Annotated in this window: 18 protein-coding genes; 14 read left to right on the top strand and 4 right to left on the bottom strand. The window is 58.4% G+C overall.

Going from position 1 to position 20,082, the window contains the following annotated elements; genetic code table 11:
* Positions 1–213 precede the first annotated feature (213 nt).
* The 7 genes from ACLD1X_RS24575 (at position 214) to ACLD1X_RS24545 (ending at position 8,437) form a co-directional block, all read left to right on the top strand.
* On the top strand, positions 214–555 hold the full coding sequence (locus ACLD1X_RS24575) for a hypothetical protein (protein WP_429372146.1): 342 nt from the start codon (positions 214–216) through the stop codon (positions 553–555).
* A 99-nt stretch (positions 556–654) separates the two neighbouring features.
* Positions 655–1,911, top strand: a complete 1,257-nt coding sequence (locus tag ACLD1X_RS24570; protein WP_429372144.1) for a TolC family protein — start codon at positions 655–657, stop codon at positions 1,909–1,911.
* Entirely contained in the window at positions 1,908–3,392 is a 1,485-nt protein-coding gene (locus ACLD1X_RS24565; RefSeq protein ID WP_429372142.1) for an efflux RND transporter periplasmic adaptor subunit, read from the top strand. Before ACLD1X_RS24570 ends, ACLD1X_RS24565 begins: the two co-directional genes overlap by 4 nt.
* Positions 3,389–6,559 (top strand): efflux RND transporter permease subunit, encoded by a 3,171-nt coding sequence (locus tag ACLD1X_RS24560; RefSeq protein WP_429372140.1) that lies wholly within the window; start codon positions 3,389–3,391, stop codon positions 6,557–6,559. The genes ACLD1X_RS24565 and ACLD1X_RS24560 overlap by 4 nt, the downstream gene beginning before the upstream one ends.
* Complete coding sequence (locus tag ACLD1X_RS24555; RefSeq protein WP_429372138.1) at positions 6,556–6,906, top strand: copper-binding protein; 351 nt, start codon at positions 6,556–6,558, stop codon at positions 6,904–6,906. The genes ACLD1X_RS24560 and ACLD1X_RS24555 overlap by 4 nt, the downstream gene beginning before the upstream one ends.
* 148 nt (positions 6,907–7,054) lie before the next feature.
* Entirely contained in the window at positions 7,055–7,846 is a 792-nt protein-coding gene (locus tag ACLD1X_RS24550) for an alpha/beta fold hydrolase (RefSeq protein WP_429372136.1), read from the top strand.
* Between the two features lie 66 nt (positions 7,847–7,912).
* The gene (locus ACLD1X_RS24545) at positions 7,913–8,437 is read left to right on the top strand and encodes a hypothetical protein (RefSeq protein WP_429372134.1); all 525 of its coding nucleotides are present in this window, start codon (positions 7,913–7,915) and stop codon (positions 8,435–8,437) included.
* Between the two features lie 167 nt (positions 8,438–8,604).
* On the opposite strand, the gene ACLD1X_RS24540 is transcribed toward ACLD1X_RS24545, so the two are convergent.
* Positions 8,605–9,510, bottom strand: coding sequence for a LysR family transcriptional regulator (locus ACLD1X_RS24540; RefSeq protein WP_429372132.1), 906 nt, complete (start codon positions 9,508–9,510; stop codon positions 8,605–8,607).
* A gap of 128 nt (positions 9,511–9,638) precedes the next feature.
* On the opposite strand from ACLD1X_RS24540, the gene ACLD1X_RS24535 reads away from it, so the two are divergent.
* The 7 genes from ACLD1X_RS24535 (at position 9,639) to ACLD1X_RS24505 (ending at position 16,713) form a co-directional block, all read left to right on the top strand.
* Positions 9,639–10,490: a transporter substrate-binding domain-containing protein gene (locus ACLD1X_RS24535; RefSeq protein ID WP_429372130.1), complete on the top strand. Its 852-nt coding sequence runs from the start codon at positions 9,639–9,641 to the stop codon at positions 10,488–10,490.
* A gap of 15 nt (positions 10,491–10,505) precedes the next feature.
* Positions 10,506–11,186, top strand: coding sequence for an amino acid ABC transporter permease (locus tag ACLD1X_RS24530; protein ID WP_429372128.1), 681 nt, complete (start codon positions 10,506–10,508; stop codon positions 11,184–11,186).
* On the top strand, positions 11,176–11,838 hold the full coding sequence (locus ACLD1X_RS24525) for an amino acid ABC transporter permease (RefSeq protein ID WP_429372126.1): 663 nt from the start codon (positions 11,176–11,178) through the stop codon (positions 11,836–11,838). The genes ACLD1X_RS24530 and ACLD1X_RS24525 overlap by 11 nt, the downstream gene beginning before the upstream one ends.
* 26 nt (positions 11,839–11,864) lie before the next feature.
* Complete coding sequence (locus ACLD1X_RS24520; protein WP_429372124.1) at positions 11,865–12,827, top strand: agmatinase; 963 nt, start codon at positions 11,865–11,867, stop codon at positions 12,825–12,827.
* A 68-nt stretch (positions 12,828–12,895) separates the two neighbouring features.
* On the top strand, positions 12,896–13,615 hold the full coding sequence (locus ACLD1X_RS24515) for an amino acid ABC transporter ATP-binding protein (protein ID WP_429372201.1): 720 nt from the start codon (positions 12,896–12,898) through the stop codon (positions 13,613–13,615).
* Positions 13,616–14,232: 617 nt separating this feature from the next.
* Positions 14,233–15,180 (top strand): lactate/malate family dehydrogenase, encoded by a 948-nt coding sequence (locus ACLD1X_RS24510; RefSeq protein WP_429372122.1) that lies wholly within the window; start codon positions 14,233–14,235, stop codon positions 15,178–15,180.
* Between the two features lie 54 nt (positions 15,181–15,234).
* On the top strand, positions 15,235–16,713 hold the full coding sequence (locus ACLD1X_RS24505; RefSeq protein WP_429372120.1) for a DASS family sodium-coupled anion symporter: 1,479 nt from the start codon (positions 15,235–15,237) through the stop codon (positions 16,711–16,713).
* An 80-nt stretch (positions 16,714–16,793) separates the two neighbouring features.
* Here the strand turns inward: ACLD1X_RS24505 and ACLD1X_RS24500 are convergent, their stop codons facing one another.
* From ACLD1X_RS24500 to ACLD1X_RS24490, 3 genes are all read right to left on the bottom strand, one after another.
* Complete coding sequence (locus tag ACLD1X_RS24500) at positions 16,794–17,726, bottom strand: transporter (protein WP_429372118.1); 933 nt, start codon at positions 17,724–17,726, stop codon at positions 16,794–16,796.
* 367 nt (positions 17,727–18,093) lie between these two features.
* A complete protein-coding gene (locus ACLD1X_RS24495; RefSeq protein WP_429372116.1) occupies positions 18,094–19,467 on the bottom strand; it encodes a DUF1329 domain-containing protein in 1,374 nt (457 codons plus the stop codon).
* A 201-nt stretch (positions 19,468–19,668) separates the two neighbouring features.
* The gene (locus ACLD1X_RS24490; RefSeq protein WP_429372114.1) at positions 19,669–20,082 is read right to left on the bottom strand and encodes a GFA family protein; all 414 of its coding nucleotides are present in this window, start codon (positions 20,080–20,082) and stop codon (positions 19,669–19,671) included.

Genomic DNA, 20,082 nt, shown 5'->3' with positions numbered 1-20,082 from the left:
GACCCTGCACCAGGTTTCATAACGCTGCGATTGCTGGCCGATACGGCGCGGCGAGGCCACACCTGTATTACCGGCGCTCTATTTTCGTATCAGTAATGCTGGCTTAATCCTGACTCGCTGATATCACGCGCAATCGACGCCTGACGCAAGGCAATCGAGAGCGTGCGTTCAATTGATTGTTAGTACTATTTCTGGCGGCTACACTCCAACCCCATGAAACGCTACCTGCGGTTTTGCCTCATTTTCGTGATCAGCCTGGCGCTTCCCCTCAGCGGGATGGCGGGTGTTCAGGCGCCGACGGAACCGTGCCCGATGAAGACAATGGGCATGGCGATGATGGACGACATGGGGATGGACTGCTGCAACGACATGAAAAGCCCGACCGAGCACGGCAAACCCTGCAAGCCGGGCCAGGAATGCAAGACGGGCGGCATGTTGCAAGTCTCGATCATCAAGCCTCCTGTTACCTTGTTCAGTCCTGTAGTGCTTTCCCTCATCAGCGATTCCGTACCTGTCTCGACCCCGTCCGGGGTATGGCGACCGCCCCGCGTTTGATTCCTGACCCACATTGAGCGTCGTTCCGTTTTAGCGGGATGGCATGGCTGTGCGCGTGTCGTTTGATGCGTGCAGTGGATGATCACAGGAATCGTAAACATGAACTCCAAGTGCTATTGCACAGGCTGGCCGCTCGTGGCCGGCCTGGCGGCAAGCGTACTGGCATTGCCGAGCTTCGCTGGCGCATTGACACTCGACGAAGCGTTGCGGCTGGCGGAAAACAATGCGCCGTCGCTGACGGCACAGGACGCAAAAATTCAGGCTGCCGCCAGCGCGGCTATTCCAGCCGGTGAACTGCCTGACCCCAAGCTGCTGCTGGGGGTGCAGAACTATCCCGTTGGCGGTCCGGATCGCTGGAGCATCGACCAGGACTTCATGACCATGCAAATGGTCGGGGTGCGGCAGGAGATGCCCAACGGCGACAAGCGCAAGGCGCGCATTGAAGTGGCCAATGCGGCCATTGATCGCGCTGCCGCAGAGCGTCGGGTCGAACGCCTGAACGTTCGCCAATCCACGGCATTGGCCTGGATCAGCAGCTACTCGGTCGAGCGCAAGGATGCGCTGTTCCAGGACTTGTACAAGGAAAACCGCCTGCTGGCGGACACCGTCCGGGCGCAGATCGCCGGTGGCCGCGCTCAACCCGCCGATGCGGTGACGCCCAAACAGGAAGCGGTGCAACTGGCGGAGCAACAGGACGAGCTGATTCGCCAGAGAACGCAGGCACGCGCGGCCCTCAAGCGCTGGATTGGTCCCGCCGCCAACGACAAGCCTGTGGGCAGCCTGCCGCAATGGCCTGTCGATACCTCCAGCTACGCGCATAAACTGCAACACCATCCCGAGTTGGCAGCGTTTGCGCCGATGACCCGCGAAGCGCAAGCCAAGGTGCGTGAGGCCGAATCGCAGAAGCGGTCGGACTGGAGCTGGGAAGTGGATTACCAGCACCGTGGCCGTGAGTTCGGCGACATGGTCAGTGTGCAGTTTTCCTGGGATCTGCCGCTCTTTCCTGACACTCGCCAGAATCCCAAAATCGCCGCCAAACAGGCTGAGCTGAGCCAGCTTGAGGCCGAGCGCGAAGCCCTGTCACGCGAGCATACCGAGCAACTGGAGAGCGAACTGGCCGACTACGAGCGCCTGAATCGTGCGGTACAGCGCAACCAGCAAAGCCTGTTGCCGCTGGCCAGGGAGAAGGTCGAACTGAGCATGGCCAGTTATCGTGCCGGCAAAGGCGACTTGAATGCCGTTGTTGCCGCCCGACGTGAACTTGTCGAAGCCCGGCTCAAACAGATCGACGTGGAAGAGCAACGAGCGCTGACCAGCGCGCGACTCTATTTTGCCTATGGGGAGTCCGGCCAATGATCCTGAAAAAATCGAAGGGGGCATTGCTGGTGGGCATCTCGCTGGCATTGGGAGTTACCGGTGGTTATTGGTTGGCTCATCAGGGCATGAGGGCCGCAACCGGTACTGCCCCTGAGCAAAACCTCAACTCACCGGGCGAGCGCAAGGCGCTGTATTGGTACGACCCCATGTACCCGCAGCAAAAGTTCGACAAGCCGGGCAAGTCGCCCTTCATGGACATGCAACTGGTCCCGCAATACGCCGGTGGCGGTAGCGACCGTGCGACGGTCAGCATCGATCCGGGCCTGGCCCAGAATCTCGGTCTAAGGTTTACGACTGTCAGTCGCGGGACCTTTGATTCCAGTCTCGATGTGAGCGGTGTCCTGGCATTCAACGAACGGGATGTTGCCGTGATACAGGCCCGCACTCCCGGCTTTGTGGAACGGGTCTACGCCCATGCTCCTGGTGATGTGTTGCAAGCCAACGCGGCATTGGCGGATATCCTGGTGCCCGAGTGGGTCGCCGCCCAGACCGAGTTCCTGGCGCTCAAGCGCAACGGTGATGCGGACTTGCTCGCTGCGGCACGCCAACGACTGCAGCTCACTGGGATGCCGGCAACACTGATCACTCAGGTGGAGCGGGGCGGTAAGGTCCAACCCTACCTGACGCTGACCAGCCCCATTGGTGGTGTGCTGCAAGAGTTGAATGTCCGCACGGGAATGACCGTAGCAGCGGGCGAGACGCTGGCTCGCGTCAATGGTTTGAGCAATGTCTGGATGGCCGTGGCCGTTCCAGAGTCGCAGACAGGCACCATCACCGTGGGTCAAACGGTTGAAGCGCAATTGCCCGCCTTCCCGGGGATAAAGCTCAGTGGCAAGGTCAGCGCCATTCTGCCGGAGACCAATGCGGACAGCCGCACCCTTCGTGTGCGGGTGGAACTGCCCAACCCGGACGGACGCCTCAGGCCGGGTTTGACCGCGCAGGTACGCTTGAACCGCTCAACACAGCAGAGTGTGCTGTGGGTGCCGAGCGAGGCCGTCATCCGCACGGGTCGACGTGCCTTGGTGATGCTTGCCGAAGACGCGGGCCGCTACCGGCCGGTGGAAGTGCAACCCGGGCAGGAAAGCGATGGCAAAACGGAGATATTGAATGGCCTGGAAGAAGGCCAGAAGGTGGTGACGTCCGGCCAGTTCCTGCTCGACTCGGAGGCCAGCCTGAAGGGCATTGTTGCCAGCCCGGAGCAAGCGTCGCCACCCGGCGCAGCAGCCTCCGGCTTGCATGAAGCGGAGGGGCAAGTCGTCGAGATCAACGACAAGGAAGTCACGCTGGCCCACGGTCCTTTCAAGACGCTGGGTATGCCGGGTATGACGATGACGTTCCCTCTCGCCAATCCGGCGCTGACGCAGGGCCTCAAGCCGGGCGACAGGGTTCGCGTTGCGGTGAGCCAGACTGACGATGGCCTGCGGGTCGAGCGCCTGGAAAAAACCGGAGGCCAGCCATGATCGCCGCGCTCATACGCTGGTCCGTGGCCAACCGCTTCCTGGTGTTGTTGGCGACGTTGTTCGTCACGGCCTGGGGCATCTGGTCGGTGCAGAGCACGCCCATCGATGCGTTGCCGGACCTCTCCGATGTTCAGGTCATCATCCGTACCCCCTTCGCGGGGCAGGCACCGCAGATCGTCGAGAACCAGGTGACCTATCCGTTGGCCACCACCATGCTCTCGGTGCCGGGGGCTAAAACAGTGCGCGGTTACTCGTTTTTCGGCGACAGCTTTGTCTATGTGCTGTTCGAGGACGGAACCGACCTGTACTGGGCGCGCTCGCGGGTGCTGGAGTATTTGAGCCAGATACAAAGCCGTCTGCCGGCGAGTGCCAAACCGGCATTGGGGCCGGATGCGACGGGAGTGGGCTGGATCTACCAGTACGTACTGGTGGATCGCAGTGGCGGACACGACCTGGCGCAATTGCGCGCCTTGCAGGACTGGTTCCTCAAGTTCGAACTCAAGACCCTGCCCAATGTTGCGGAGGTGGCGACCGTCGGCGGCATGGTCAAGCAGTATCAGGTGCAGCTGGATCCGCTCAAAATGGCCAGCCTCGGCATCACTCAGGCTGAGGTGACCGAGGCTATCGGCAAGGCCAATCAGGAAACGGGTGGCGCGGTGCTGGAGATGGCGGAGACCGAGTTCATCGTGCGGGCTTCCGGTTACCTGAAGTCGCTCAATGACTTTCGGGCGATCCCGCTCAAGCTCGGTTCCGGTTCCGGTTCCGGTGGCGTGCCCGTGACCCTCGGCGATGTCGCCACGATCCAGACGGGACCGGAAATGCGCCGCGGCATCAGCGAACTCGACGGCGAAGGGGAGACGGTCGGCGGCGTAGTGATTTTGCGCAGCGGCAAGAATGCTCGCCAGACCATTGCCGCGGTCAAGAGCAAGCTTGAAGAACTCAAAGGCAGCCTGCCGGCCGGCGTAGAGATCGTCACCACCTACGACCGCAGCAAGCTGATCGATCGCGCTGTGGAGAACCTCAGCCACAAGCTGCTCGAAGAGTTCATCGTTGTCGCGCTGGTGTGCGGGATCTTTCTCTGGCACTTGCGTTCATCGCTGGTGGCGATCATTTCGCTGCCGGTGGGGGTGCTGATGGCCTTCATCGTCATGCGCTACCAGGGCATCAACGCCAACATCATGTCCCTGGGCGGGATTGCCATCGCCATCGGCGCCATGGTCGATGCCGCCGTGGTGATGATCGAGAACGCCCACAAGAAGATCGAGGCCTGGCACCTGGCCAATCCAGGGGAAGAACTGAAGGGCGAGCGTCATTGGCATGTGATGACCGAAGCGGCGGCAGAGGTGGGGCCGGCACTGTTCTTCTGTCTGTTGATCATCACCCTGTCGTTCATTCCGGTGTTCACCCTGGAGGCTCAGGAAGGGCGCCTGTTCGGTCCGCTGGCGTTCACCAAGACCTACGCCATGGCCGCCGCGGCGGGATTGTCGGTGACTTTGGTGCCCGTGCTGATGGGCTACTGGATTCGCGGACGAATCCCCAGCGAGCAACAGAACCCGTTGAACCGTTGGTTGATCCGGATCTATCAGCCAGCCCTGGACGCCGTCTTGCGTCGACCAAGGATCACCCTGCTGGTGGCGCTATTGGTCTTTGTCAGTGCGCTGTGGCCGATGTCCCGCCTGGGTGGCGAGTTTCTCCCGCCGCTGGACGAGGGCGACCTGCTGTATATGCCTTCGGCCCTGCCGGGATTGTCGGCGCAGAAAGCGGCGCAACTGCTGCAACAGACTGATCGCCTGATCAAGACCGTACCGGAGGTCGAACATGTTTTCGGTAAAGCCGGTCGTGCCGAAAGCGCCACCGACCCGGCACCGCTGGAGATGTTCGAAACCACCATTCAATTCAAGCCGCATGGGCAATGGCGTCCGGGCATGACCCAGGAAAAACTGGTGGAGGAACTGGATCGCGTGGTGAAGGCTCCCGGTTTGACCAACATCTGGATACCGCCGATTCGAAACCGGATCGACATGCTGGCGACGGGCATAAAGAGTCCGATCGGGGTGAAGGTTGCCGGCACCAATCTGGCGGAAATCGATGCGGTCACCCAAGCCGTCGAGCGGGTGGCCAAGGACGTGCCCGGTGTCAGTTCGGCGCTGGCCGAGCGGCTGACCGGCGGGCGCTATATCGATGTGGATATCGACCGCAATGCCGCCGCCCGCTATGGCCTGAACATCGCCGATGTGCAGGCCATCGTCGCCGGTGCCATCGGTGGTGAAAATGTCGGCGAGACCATCGAAGGGCTCGCCCGTTTCCCGATCAACGTCCGTTACCCACGAGAGTGGCGCGACTCGCTCGGCGCCCTGGAGCAACTGCCGATCTATACCCCGCTGGGCAGTCAGATCACCCTGGGCACGGTGGCGAAGGTCAAGGTCAGCGACGGCCCGCCGATGCTCAAGAGCGAAAACGCACGACCTTCGGGCTGGGTGTACATCGATGTGCGCGGTCGGGACATTGCCTCGGTGGTTGCCGATCTGCGGCGGGCCGTCAATGAACAGGTCAAGTTGCAACCGGGCATGAGCCTGAGCTACTCCGGGCAGTTCGAGTTCCTCGAACGGGCCAACGCACGCCTCAAACTGGTGGTGCCGGCCACGCTGTTGATCATCTTCGTGCTGCTCTACCTGACCTTCGCCCGCTTCGACGAGGCCTTGTTGATCATGGCCACTCTGCCGTTCGCGCTGACTGGCGGGGCATGGTTCCTCTACCTGCTGGGGTTCAACCTGTCGGTGGCCACCGGGGTCGGGTTCATTGCATTGGCCGGCGTTTCCGCCGAGTTCGGCGTGATCATGCTGCTCTACCTGAAGAATGCCTGGGCCGAACGAGAAGACCTCGGCGACAGCACGGAACGCGGGCTGGTAGCGGCGATTCGTGAAGGTGCCGTGCAGCGGGTTCGCCCCAAGGCCATGACCGTGGCCGTGATCATCGCTGGCCTGTTACCCATCCTGTTGGGCAGCGGAACCGGCAGTGAGGTGATGAGCCGCATCGCCGCGCCGATGGTCGGCGGCATGGTCACGGCGCCCTTGCTTTCCCTGTTTGTCATTCCGGCGGCCTATCGCTTGATGCGTCGTCGGCAGCTCTCTGTCGAACCACTCACCCACAAAGGAAAAGTCGTATGAAAATGACCCTGATTGCAGTTGCAAGCACCCTGGCTACGCTGTCTTTTTCTGCCCTGGCAGAGGACATGCCCGGCATGAAAATGGACGGTATGGAAGGCATGAAGATGGAGCAGGAAACCAAGCAGGCTCCAGTCGCCAGCGCCGAGGGCACGATCAAGGCCATCGATCCCGCGAAGCATACGGTGACCCTCGCTCACGGCGCCGTACCAGCGGTGCAGTGGCCGCCGATGACCATGGCCTTTGCAGTGACGCAAGATCAGCTGAAAGGGCTGAGCGTTGGAGACCATGTATCGTTTTCCTTTAAGCTGGAGGGCGGCAGGGCCACGATTGTGTCCATAAAAAAATGAAGCGCTGATGTGCTTCTGGCCGATTGCGGCCTGATGCCAAAGGTAAAAAAAGCCCGCTCGACGGCGGGCTTTTCAATCTGAACGCTAATTTCGCGACCGCAACACTTCGTTTACTCTTGTCCGCCTGAATGATCAGTCGGGGATTTCAATGTCATCGCTTGTCTGTGCCGAAACGCTTTGGATCGATACGCCACAGGGGCGACTGTTTACTCGACGCTGGTTCCCGGCAGACGTGGAGCACGGCCCGGTAAAACCGCCGATCATTCTTTTTCATGACTCCCTGGGATGCGTTGAATTGTGGCGCGATTTCCCGGAGCGGCTCTGTCAGGCTACAAAGCGCGAGGTGATCGCCTATGACCGGCTCGGCTTCGGGCAGTCGGATCCGTACCCGGGCAGCTTGCCCATGGATTTCATTCGCGACGAAGCCGAGCGCTTCTTCGCGTTCATAAGGGCTGAATTCCAGCTCGATCGGTTTGTCGCCATGGGCCATAGCGTGGGCGGCGCGATGGCTACCGTCTGCGCTTCGTTGTACCCGCAGGACTGCGTTGCATTGATCACCGTTTCAGCGCAAGCGTTCGTTGAAGAGCAGACACTGCGTGGCATTCGGGACGCCAAAGTACAGTTTGAGGGGCCAGGGCAAATGGCGCGTCTGGAAAAATATCATGGCAACAAAGCGCCTTGGGTGCTGTTTGCCTGGACGGACACCTGGCTGTCGGAGGCCTTCAGCGGCTGGACGCTTGAAGGCACCATCGACGCGGTTCACTGCCCGTTGCTTGCGCTGCATGGTGAGCACGACGAGTACGGATCGGTTCTGCATCCCAAGCGCATCGCCAGACTGGCGACGGCCACCGGGGAATACCGGATACTGGAAAATTGTCATCACGTCCCCCATCGAGAGGCCCCTGATGTCGTTCTGGATGCGGTTGGTCGGTTCCTTTGAATCAGTCACTGATGAATGACTGATTCTGGGTGACTCTGTCGATATATATGAGAATCGTGTTCAGCATTGAGCACCCGTGCCCGGGGTTTAGTCAGCTACGCTGGTGTATGGCAAACAGCAGGGGCGGTGGCAAACATGCATGGACGCTGTTTCTTTTCGGTTATTTCTCAAAACTTAATAAGCTTGAGGTGGCAGATGAATTGGCGATTGACCAGTCGCTTGCTGTGCTCCTTATTAATGTTATGCGGCATGTGGCAGACAGCTTACGCAGCAAAGGAATCCTCCGAATCAAGACCGGAGTTGTCGGCTGCATTGGTGGGGCGATATGTGGATAGTGGAATTTGTCGTAATGAGGAGGAGTGTCTTAAGTCAGAGGTGATGTTGGATCGCGGCGGGCGTGATGGGTTCAATATAAATTTTTATCGAGTATCCAATCTTCAGCTGGCTCAGTTATTGATTTCAGATATCTTGAATTATTGCGCAGCGCATCCTGGGGCCAAGGCGAACGTTGCTTTTTATCCTGATAAAAAAAGGGTTTTTGCCCTGTTTGTCCGCTCCGCAAAGCCTAAATTGACATTGGAGGTCAAATAAATTATCGCTGCTGTGCAGGTGCGGACGTTGGGTGATTCGACCCAGGAATTGCAGGTAATGATTGGCCGAAGGTGGCTATTGGCGACAGGCAACAATCGACCCGAAGCCGCCTGTGGCAGGCATCTACGAAACTTGGAACGGCTCATTGTGCCGGAACCATTCGTTTTCTATCTGGCGCTATTTCGATTCGAGATGGAGGAGTCGCTTACATGCAATTCTTCAAGGATCTCTAGAAAAAGCTCTGCGCTTCGTGACAGAGGGCGAGAGGCCTCGGTTATTGCGCAAATGGTGTTATGGAACACGGGGCTGTCCGGTAACTCCCACAAGTCGAAACGCGGGGCGATGAGCTCGACATAATGCTCCGGTAGTAACCCGGCGTATCCTCCACCTTCAACGAGCATTGCGATCGCTTCCAGCCCTGCGGCTTCGGGTCCTCGTTCAAAACCATGTGTAGCCAGCGCTTCTTCGACGAAGGGATGCGGCCGATAAACCAGTTGAGGACGAAGCCGTCTCTCGCCCGGCGCTTGTTTCGCTACATATACGCGATGCTCTTCAACGAATAGCTTTTGGTAATGGAAGGCTCGCTCTTTCTTGTACATCCCGCGAATGGCCACCTGTACCCGGCGCTCGCGCAGCGCCTGGTTTAAATTGGCAAAGGTCATCACGGCTACTTCTGCCTGAACGTTCGGAGCCCTTCGTCTCAGTTCTTTCAGCGCTTCGGTCAGCCGGCAATTTGGATCAGCGAGCATATGCTCGACAGTTCCAATCGAGACGGTGCCGGATATCACTGCACGTACCGCATCAATTTCAGGCTTGATTCGTTCAAGAGAATTGAGTGCATTAGTCGTCAACTCCAGTGCCACTCTCCCGGCCGCGCTCAGCTTGAAACCTGCCGGACCTCGCTCGCACAGTCGTACACCTAGACGTTCCTCTACCTCCTTGATATGCCTGCTGATGGAGGCTTTGGTCATATTTAGCCGGCGTTCAGCCGCAGCAAACCCCCCGGCTTCGGCGGCAGCACAGAAAATACGCAGAGAGCGTAAGTCACGCTCGGTAAGGTCGAATCGGTTCATGGGGAAAAGGTATCAGATTCCAAGACCATATTGCCAATAAAGTGATTTTACTTGCGCTTTCGCACTGGCTAATTTGGTTTCAGCAACCTTCACAAATACAACACTCCAAGAAATGGGGGGACCGCATCATGACAACACCCAGTCGCCGAAGCATCGTCAAAGCCGTGCTCTTGACCTCGCTGGTTATCTGTACTTCCACTTTCGCATTAGCTCAGGCAGGCACGCTTGCCGACATCAAGCAGCGTGGCAAGCTGACAGTGGGAACCGAAGCCGCTTACGAACCTTATGAATTCGTTGAAAACGGTAAGGTTGTGGGTTACGGCCACGATATTCTGGAGCAAATGGCCGCAAAACTCGGCGTTGAGCTGGAGCAGTTGAACTTGCCGTTCAACGGTTTGCTTCCCGGTTTGATGAGTAACAAATTTGATTTCGTGGCCACTTCCGTCGGGATCACACCTGAGCGTGCCAAACGGTTCGCTTTCAGTCAGCCCATTGGTATCGTCCGCTCATTGTTCGTCGTCAAGGCGGACAACACCACTGTCAGCAGGCCCGAGGATGTAGCAGGCAAAGTGGTGGGGACCCAGATGGGTTCTTCAGCCCAACAAGCACTGCAGGAATACGAGCGAGAACTCAAAGCCAGCAAGGGGCAGGGCTACGCTGAGCTTAAGCTATTCCAGGGCTATCCCGATGTCGGTCTGGCGATCGCCAATGGCTCCATCGATGTGGGTGTTCTACCCAGTAACGTATTTGCTGTGCAAATGCGCCGTCAGCCGGACATTTATAAAACGATTGGCGAGGTTGGCGATGCCAAGCTGTTGGCTTGGGTAGTCAATGCCAAAAATCCGGAAGTGCGCACCTTTATCAACGAAACGCTTGATGAGATGCGTGCTACCGGAAAGTTGGCCGAGCTGCAGAAAAAATGGTTCGGCGAAACACTGACATTACCGACTTCAGGGTACCTGCCTGAAGCGGCCCTCTAAGTGGAGGGTCCGATAATGACGAGCTGGATAAGTACCCACACCGCGTTGGGACCGTTTTTCGATGGGCTGCTACAAGGTGCGGCAACGACACTTATCGCAAGTAGCCTGGCTTTTCTCATTGGGCTCGGGTTGGGTGTGTTTTTACTTCTCCTGAGAGTCGCAGCAGGACCGATTGGTCGATACACAGTGATGGTCTACGTCAGTGCCATCCGTGGCACTCCGTTGCTGATTCAGTTGCTTATCACGTATTTCGTTTTGCCAAGCCTGATTGGTATTTCGCTGACACCACTACAGGCGGGGATCCTGGCCCTGTCTTTCAACACGGCGGCCTACATCAGTGAAATCCTGCGGGGCGCTTTGACTTCGATTCCTCAAGGGCAGGTTTCAGCCGCTCAGGCATTGGGGATGCGCGCTCATCAGAAGTGGCGTTACGTGCTGTTGCCGCAGATGTTCCATCGCTCCATTCCTCCGCTGACCAACGAGTACACCGTACTGCTCAAAGCCTCATCACTACTGTCGATCATTGCCGTCAGTGAGCTCGCTACCGTGGCTCGCAATGCGACGCTGCAAAGCGATCTGCCGCTGCAAGTGTTCAGCGCAGCAGCGGTCGTTTACTTCCTTATTCTACTGTGCGCTTCGTCGATCTCGCGACTTATCGAGCGCCGCATTGCCAAGGTGATGCCAAATGCCCATTGATATTGATGTGATCAGCCACGCAATCCCTGCGTTGTTGCAGGGGCTGAAAATCACCGCGACGGTCAGTGCCATAGGTATTCCGCTGGGGATGTTGATCGGTGCTCTGTTCGCTTACATGGCCGATTCCAAGCATCGGTTGCCAAGGCTGTTTGCCCGTTGTTATGTCGAACTTGTCCGAAATGTACCGTTCCTGATCGTGGTGTATCTGCTGTTTTTTGGCCTGCCGCAACTGGGAGTGCAAGCCTCATCCTTTGCGATCGCCATTGGTGCCACTGCGTTCTATACGGCCGGGTATTTCAGCGAAATTCTACGCGCCGCCTTGAAGAGCGTGCCGGCCGGTCAGGCGCGCGCAGCGCGGTCACTGGGGTTTTCCGTCTGGCAGGTTCAGCGCTACGTAGTCGTGCCGCAGAGCTTTGGCTACCTGATCCCGCCTACTACCAGCCTGATCATCATGATGTTCAAGGACACCGCGATCTTCTCGGTAACCAGTCTTCCTGAACTGACCTATCAGAGCAATCTGATGACCGCTGACACCTTCGCATATCTCGAAGTGCTTGGCACCGCTGCATTGCTCTATTGGCTGTCGAGCATTGTCCTCGATGCACTTGGCCAAGCTTTGGAAGCCCGTGAAAGACACTGGCGGCATCGCTAGAAAATCCCATCATTTAGGAGTTTTTTATGAAGAATCTGACCGTCGCTCCACGTACCAACCATCAGACCCTGCTTTATTCAGAACTGATGACCGATCTGGAAAACCTTCAACAGGCGGATATTGCGGTACTTGGCATGCCTTTTGGTGCGCCATACGGCCCACGCTCATACACCAATGACCAGACCAATGCGCCGCAAGCAATACGTCAGCTCACTGATCGCATGGTGCGTGATCCGCGACATTACGATTTCGATATCGATGGCCCGCTGCTGCAAGGTCGTAGCGATATCCGGTTCATTGACTGTGGCGATGTATTGCCCGATGTCGCCAAACCGGGTGAGCACTATGAGCGTGCCGAGCAGGCCGTACGCCAGCTTCTCAAAGCAGGAGCGTTGCCAGTCATCCTTGGCGGTGATCACGGAATTACCACCCCCGTTTTGCGGGCCTACGACGGTCTCGACCCGATCACCATCATCCATATCGATGCGCACCTTGACTGGCGCGACGACGTGAACGGGATCAAGGAGGGGCTGTCCAGTCCAATACGTCGAGCCTCTGAAATGGCCCATGTCGGCCGTATCTTCCAGATCGGATTGCGTGCTCAAGGCAGCGCACGCCCCGAAGATCTCGAGGTCGCGCGCGAGTATGGTGCGGAGTTGATCAGTGCCTACGAATTGCATGAGATTGGCATGGATGCGGTGCTTTCGCGTATTCCCGATGGTGGAAACTACTACTTGACCATTGATGCCGACGGTCTCGATCCGACCATCATGCCCGCTGTCGATGGTCCGGCACCAGGTGGCGTGACTTTCTTACAGGCACGCAAGCTCATTCACGGATTGGTGAAAAAAGGACGGGTCGTTGGTATGGATATCGTTGAAATCCAGCCGGGCAAAGACAACGCAAGCAACCTCACCTGCGTGACTGCCGGACGCTTGATTGTCAACCTGATCGGCGCCTCTATTCGCGCGGGGTATTTCGACAAATGATTCAGACTAAAGCCGCTGTGTCATCGGTTTCACGTTTCGCTGCAGATGTTCAGCCCCACTGCATCAGAATGCGCGGAATAAATAAATGGTACGGAAATTTGCAAGTCCTCAAAGACTGCTCAACGCACGTTAGTAAAGGCGAAATTGTGGTGGTGTGCGGGCCCTCAGGTTCAGGCAAGTCCACATTGATCAAGACGGTCAACGGTCTGGAGTCTTTTCAGAAAGGCGAAATCCTGGTGAATGGGCAGTCGATCGGCAATGCAAAAACTGACCTGCCAAGGTTGCGCCAGCAGGTGGGTATGGTGTTTCAGCATTTCGAACTGTTCCCCCATATGTCAATCATCGAGAACCTCACGTTGCCACAAACAAAGGTGCTCCATCGTCCGGCAAACGATGCGAAAGCCAAAGGTCTGGCATTGCTTGAACGTGTGGGCCTCAGCGCACATGCCCACAAATATCCGGCACAGCTCTCTGGAGGTCAGCAGCAGCGTGTTGCTATCGCCCGGGCGTTATCGATGGATCCGGTCATCATGCTCTTCGATGAGCCAACCTCGGCGCTGGACCCTGAGATGATCAACGAGGTGCTGGACGTGATGGTGTCGCTAGCCAAGGACGGCATGACGATGATGGTGGTCACTCATGAGATGGGATTTGCTCGGCGCGTGGCAGATCGGGTGGTTTTCATGGAGGAGGGGATGATCATTGATGACACAACCTCTGAAGCGTTCTTTAACGGGACGTCTTCGGAGCGGGCGAAGCTCTTCCTGTCGAAAATACTGGGGCACTAAGTCCCACAATGTATTCAGCGTTGAACACGGAGTCAGTCAATTAAAGCTCAGTCAGCAGGTATCGATAATGGATTACTCTGCTGGCTGATGCATTTCGTATTAGATCTGCTTCGCATCGTGTAACAGGATCTACTACAGACAGTTAAACAACCTTAATGCGGATATCCACTTCAGATGGAAGTCTGTTGCAAGGGCAGCTATTGGCTGTGGATTCAACCGGTCGGTGCAACACAACTAAATTCTGTGCGAGCACTTGAACGTTGAAAGCAAGTGCCAGTAGAGGAGGGCGCCAGCAGCGACGATTCGCCAATTCACAAACGCCGCGCATTCCACAAGCGCTTCGAATTGTTCAGGACCGATACTGTGCTCTACCGTGATCGTTACGATTACCCGGAACACCCGGGCGTGCGATTTTTTTCAAAATTCACGGTCATGCACCCAGTCGATGTTGAGCTACTCTTTTCCTGCCAGTTCCGAATGAGGAACTCGCCATGGGCGGCTAGCCGTTAACAAAGCCTGTCCAATCCAGGCAGGTTTGCTCCACTTCAAGGTTGACTGTCCACGGACTGATGCCTGGTCAAGGTGTCCAATTCTCCTGGCGCGAAGGGAGGCATGCGATGCGGCAACCCAAGATCGTAATCGTTGGCGCAGGGTTGGTTGGCGGATCGGCAGCCCTGTTTGCGGCCGTGGCCATTCCGAGTGCCGAGATCGTCATCGTCGATGTCGCGCGAGTACGGGCCGAAGGGCAGACGCTGGACCTTACCCACGCAGCAGCATTGTGGGGACACAACCGCTTCTATGCCGGTGATTACGAAAATGCGCGCGACGCGGACATCATCGTAATCACCGCGGGTGTCGGTCTGAAGCAAGGGCAGACTCGTCTGGACCTGGCCAGAACCAATGCGACCATCGCCGCGGACATTGTGGATCGCACTGCACCGTTGGCCCCGGATGCGATCTACGTCATTGCGACCAACCCCTGCGATGTATTGACCAGTGTCGTTTTTGACCGCCTGCGCTGCGCGCGCGAGCGCGTGATCAGCACGGGCACTTCCCTCGATACCGGGCGCCTGCGGTCGCTGCTCTCCGAGCGGCTGGGCGTCGTGGCGCCTGCGATACACGCCTACGTTCTCGGCGAGCACGGCGAGTCCGCGGTGATCGACTGGTCCGGTGCGACGGTCTGCGGCATGCCCCTCGATGTGTTCCTGGCCAGGAGCGGCAAAGAGTTGGGGCCTGCCAGCCGCGATCTGATCCTGCGCTCCGTGCACGAGGCCGCCACGCTCATCAAGGAAGGGAAGGGCTCCACCCACTATGGCGTCGCCAGTGCGATCGGGCGAATTTGCCAGGCCATCGTGCATGACACCGACCTCATCCTGCCGGTCGCTGTGGTGCATGCCGAGGTCGAAGGCGTACCGGAGGTGTGTCTGTCGCTGCCGATGCTGGTCAATGGCAGGGGCGCGCAGTTACTGGCTTATCCGCAACTCGGCCCCGTCGAGCGCGAGGCCCTGCAGCGCAGTGCGTGCATCGTCAAAGAGGCAACCGACAGCGTGCTTCTCGACCGTTAAGGACATTGCGCACGCTCTGAATAAACCGAACAGCGCCGCCAAGAGGTTTATATCATGGCTGTATTACCCGCAAAGGATTCGCAACCTGCCAGCCCGGCCACGGCGAAACCGTCGCCCGCAGAAGGACATCTCAAGAACGCCTGGAAATATCTCGTCCCGGTGGGCCTGGGTATCGTCCTCTGGTTCCTGCCGGCGCCGGCTGGCCTCGATATGAAGGCGTGGCACATGTTCGCCGTGTTCGTCGCCACCATCGCCGGCATCATGACCGCCCCTCTACCGATGTCGGCGGTCGCCATCATCAGCGCCACGGTGGGCGTGCTGGTTGGCGTCGTGTCCTTTGCCGACGTCACCAAATCCACGGGGACGGACCTCGTCTGGCTGGTGATGCTCGCCTTCTTTATCTCCCGGGGCGTGATCAAGACCGGACTGGGGCACCGCATCGCACTGCTGTTCATGCGGCTGTTGGGCAAGCGAACACTGGGGCTGGGTTATGGACTGGTGATGACTGAACTGCTTATCTCGCCCGCCATGCCGAGCATCACCGCTCGCGCCGGCGGGGTGATGCTGCCGATTACCCGAGCGATGTCGGAGGTCCTCGGCAGCCATGCCGATGACCCTGAGTCGCGCGGCAAGGTGGGGAATTATCTGATCCTCTGTGCCTTCCACGCGAACATCATCACCGCAGGCATGTTCATCACGGCGATGGCGGGCAATCCCCTGGCGGTCAAGATGGCCGCCGACCAGGGCGTCTCGATCAGTTGGCTGGAATGGGCGGTGGCCGCATCGGTTCCCGGCTTGCTGTGCCTTGCGCTCATTCCGGTCGCCTTGCTGTGGATTGTCCGGCCGCAGATTCGCCAGACACCCGATGCGAAGGCCCTGGCACAGAGGGAGCTCGTAGCGATGGGGCCAATCTCGGCCAAGGAAATCATCATGGCGGTGATCTTCGTTGGCTTGCTGGTGCTGTGGATTTTCGGTGAGGACCTGAAAATCGGGGCGACGCTGGCGGCGGCGCTCGGCGTCTCGTTGCTGTTCATCACCGGCGTCCTGACCTGGCAGGATGCCCTTAATGAGAAGTCCGCGTGGGACACCATGATCTGGATCGGCCTGCTGATCATGCTGGCTTCCAAACTCAATGAGTACGGCATGGTTTCCTGGTTCGGCAAGGAGTTCGGGGCACACCTGGAGGGTTTCCCGAGGCTGGCTGTCTATATGCTGGTGGCGGCGATCTATTTGTACATCCATTACTTCTTCGCCAGCGCCACGGCACATATCAGTGCGCTCTTTCCCCTCTGCATGGCGCTGATGGTCGCTGCCGGCATCCCGCCATTCACTGCAGCGGTCGCACTCGGCATCCTGAGCAGCGTCAACGGGTGCCTGACCCAATACGGCATCGGTTCCGGGCCGGTCATGTTCGGCGCCGGCTACGTCACCCAGGGGGAATGGTGGAAGACCGGCTTCCTGATGAGCCTCATCTACCTGGTTATCTGGCTGGTCGTCGGTCCGCTTTGGTGGCAGATGCTTGGGCATGTGTGAGGCGGCAGCGGAGAAGAAAAAGAGTCAGCCACCTGATTGAGAAGAGCGGTAGCGCATTGCGACACTGGGTGCGCTATCTGTCAAAGCCCCCCGCCGAAGCGATACTGCCAGGCTACGCCAATAGCATCGTATTCGCTGCCGGTACGGGTATGCGCACCCTCACTGGCAAACAGCTTTAGCGAGTTATTTCGGTTCAATGGCAGCGAGAGGGTGCCCCCATAACGTGTGTTTTCCTGAAAGTCGTGGTTACCGATGCCATCGACCGAAGTCGCCCCGCCCGCGAAGTAGGTCCCATCCAGCGAAGCCCAGACACCGTTACTGAAGGCATAGATAAGATGCGCCTGTACCTGGTAAGTCGGGTTCTGGGTAAATGTTCGGTCGCCAAGGTATTGGTCATTGTCGGTGTAGAAGGTTCCCGCACCGGATAATTCCAGGGTTACGGGGCCCAGGCGCTTGGAAATCCCGAGTTCGGGCTTGAATGACCAGCGGTTGTTGCCGAGATTGACCAGTTTGCTGGAGTCGTATTGGCCAAGTGGCGCCGTAATTGCCAGGCTGGCGCCGATAATCACATCCTGTTGATAGCTGGGGAACTCAGCCAGGGACATCGCCGGGGCGCCATACAAGTTGACCGAGAAGCGGAATCTTGGATCGATCAGCCCGCTGACATTTCGCTCCCTGGGTTCACCGGCGAACAGAGCCGAACCCGTCAACCGGGCTTCGGGCACGACGATATCGAACTTCCCGGAGCGGCCCCAGACGTCCAGGGACCTGGCAAAGGCAAACACCACAGTCTTGATGTTGAGCTTGGCATCCTGGAGCGGGACTGAGGGGTTGGCCGTCACGTTACCATTGAGATCGCTGTAGCCCACGAGCAGGAAATTGATACCGACCGGCGTATTGGCGTAGGACCTGGGTTCGAGATCCTCTGCGACTGCACTGGGCGCTACCACGATGAGCGAAGCGGATGCGAACCGGGCCAGCCTGACAACGCAGAGTTTGTGTTTCATCCACATTCGCTCGCTTCCTGTCAGGACCTCAGGGTTCTATGTATTGTTGTAGCGCATCCGCATTTGTCTAGCACTTACAGCTGCCGCCAGCATTGTGTGATCGTGCTTGCTGTTTGATCGGATGAGGGTTGCCTCCCTGGTTTCGTGGACAACTCGAACTCCTGTAACAAGGCGCTGAAGGAGACAGATCGACCGGGTTTCCAAGACGAAATCGACGGGCAGCTTCACGTCCTGAGGAAGTCAGTCAACCAGAATCGAGGTTCTTGAGGGGCGATGAACCACGCTTCCTCAAGGCCGGTTCAGAACGGCCATCATTGAAAAAGGCGGCCGGATAGCCGCCAAAACAACACCCGATGCAACGTAGATCATGAGACTAGCGCACGCCCGCCTGGCGTAACGCGGCCGGGGTGTAATTGTTCGCCGAGGCTACGGCGCCGAATTCAATGCTGCGCTTTTCTTCGTTTTTCAGGCCCAGTACCGAATAGCGGCCGGACTGCAGGTCATAGAGGGCTTCAGCGGTATAACCAGGCACTTGCTTGTGGTAGTACTGCTGGGCATGCCCTTCACCCACGCGCCACAGTTGGCCGCGTCCGTCGTAATGGTCCACTTCCGCCAGTTGCCAGGTGTCCTCATCGAAATACATGCGTCGTGTCGCGTAGATATGACGTTCGCCTGGCTTGACCTTGGCCACCACCTCCCAGACACGATGCAGTTCATAGCGGGTCAGGTCCTGGTTGATGTGTCCGGCCTTGAGGATGTCGGCGTACTTGAGCGTCGGTGAATCGAGTTTGTAGCTGTTGTATGGGATGTACAGCTCCTTTTTCCCGACAAGTTCCCAGGTATACCGGTCAGGTGCGCCGTTGAACATGTCGTAGTTGTCCGTCGTAGCCAGGCCATCGGCGGCAGTGGCCGGGCCGTCATAGGCAACCTGTGGCGCACGGCGAACGCGGCGCTGTCCGGCGTTATACAGCCAGGCGTCACGGGGTTCCTTGACCTGATCGATGGTTTCATGGATCAGCAACACGTTACCGGCCAGGCGGGCCGGGCCGGTAACTCGCTGGATGAAGTAAAACAGGATGTTTTCGGCTTTGCTCTTGTCCAGGTCAGGCAGTTCACGAGGGTAGGAGATCTCGTCCTCCAGTTGGATCATGCTGAATGACCCGTCAGTTTGCGGTTGGACGCGGGTAGCCAGGCGGTTGACGTTACCGCCACGATACCGAGTCATGTGGTTCCACAGCACTTCGATGCCATTTTTGGGCACAGGGAAAGCGTAGTAACGGGTATCGGAAAAACCGGCCAGGCCGTTGCCGCCATCAACTTCTTCGGTCTTGACCGCACTGGCCTTGATGACCGAATAGATGTCTGCGGGTACTGCCGCTGTGCGATGGGTTGGGTAGACCGGGATTTTGTAGCTGTCCGGGTAACGCTTGAACATCGCCAATTGGCCTGCCGACAGCTTGTCCTTGTACTTTTCGGCGGTGGCTGCCGTGATGACGAACAAGGGTTTTTCGTTGGCAAACGGGTCACTCAAAAAGCCTTTGCTGTCCGCAGTGCCGGCCGTTGTTGGCAAGCCTCCGGTCCAGGCCGGAATGCTGCCGTCGGCGTTCGCGGCCTTGACGCCACCCATTGGCGTCAGTGTCGTACCCAGCTGCGCGGCCTCCTCGGGAGACACCTTCGCCATAACGGCCGTGGCCAGAAGCGAAAGCGCCAGGACGCCGGATTGCGCGAGTATTTTTGTTGTTTTCATGTAGTCGCTCTCAAGTTTTGGAACCGCTTGGGGGATGCACACCTGCGCGAGCGCAACAGCGTTGCGATCGGGTGGGGTGTCAGTTACGGGTACTGCCGAAGAATCAAGTGCAGGGCTGGGTCAATTCATCGCCCCAGGTGATCATGGGCGACTGCTCGTGCTCGATCGGCTTCGGCAGGCCCTCGGCCAGGTGCTGGTATTTCACTCGGTGGGTGCCTGTTCGAAGCAGGGTAGTGAGCGGTCGATGACCACCCATGGTTGTGCCGAGGCGCACCAGAGGTGCAGATTCGGCAGGGTGTTGGCCGGGTCGGCCAGGGTGCCGGCCTTCACTGCAAACACGCCGGGCATTGCAGTGATTTCGGTGTACAGCGCCGAGCCACATCGGGTGCAGAAGTAGCGTCGAACCGGCAGGCCGCTACCGCCGGCCTTGGCATAGCAACCGAGGCCCGCGCCTTCGACCAGGAAACCTTCGGCCTGCACCAGCAGGTTGACCGAGAAGGCGCTGCCGGTCTGCTTCTGGCAGTCGCTGCAGTGGCAGACCGCAGTGGACAGGGGGGCGAGGTGGCTGGAGTAGTGGATGCCGCCGCACAGGCAGCTGCCTTTGATCGTGTTCAT

This window comes from Pseudomonas sp. 18173 (assembly GCF_050432945.1).
Lineage (GTDB): Bacteria > Pseudomonadota > Gammaproteobacteria > Pseudomonadales > Pseudomonadaceae > Aquipseudomonas.
Note: the sequence above shows the minus strand (reverse complement) of the source record. Positions and strands in the feature narration are given on the sequence as shown.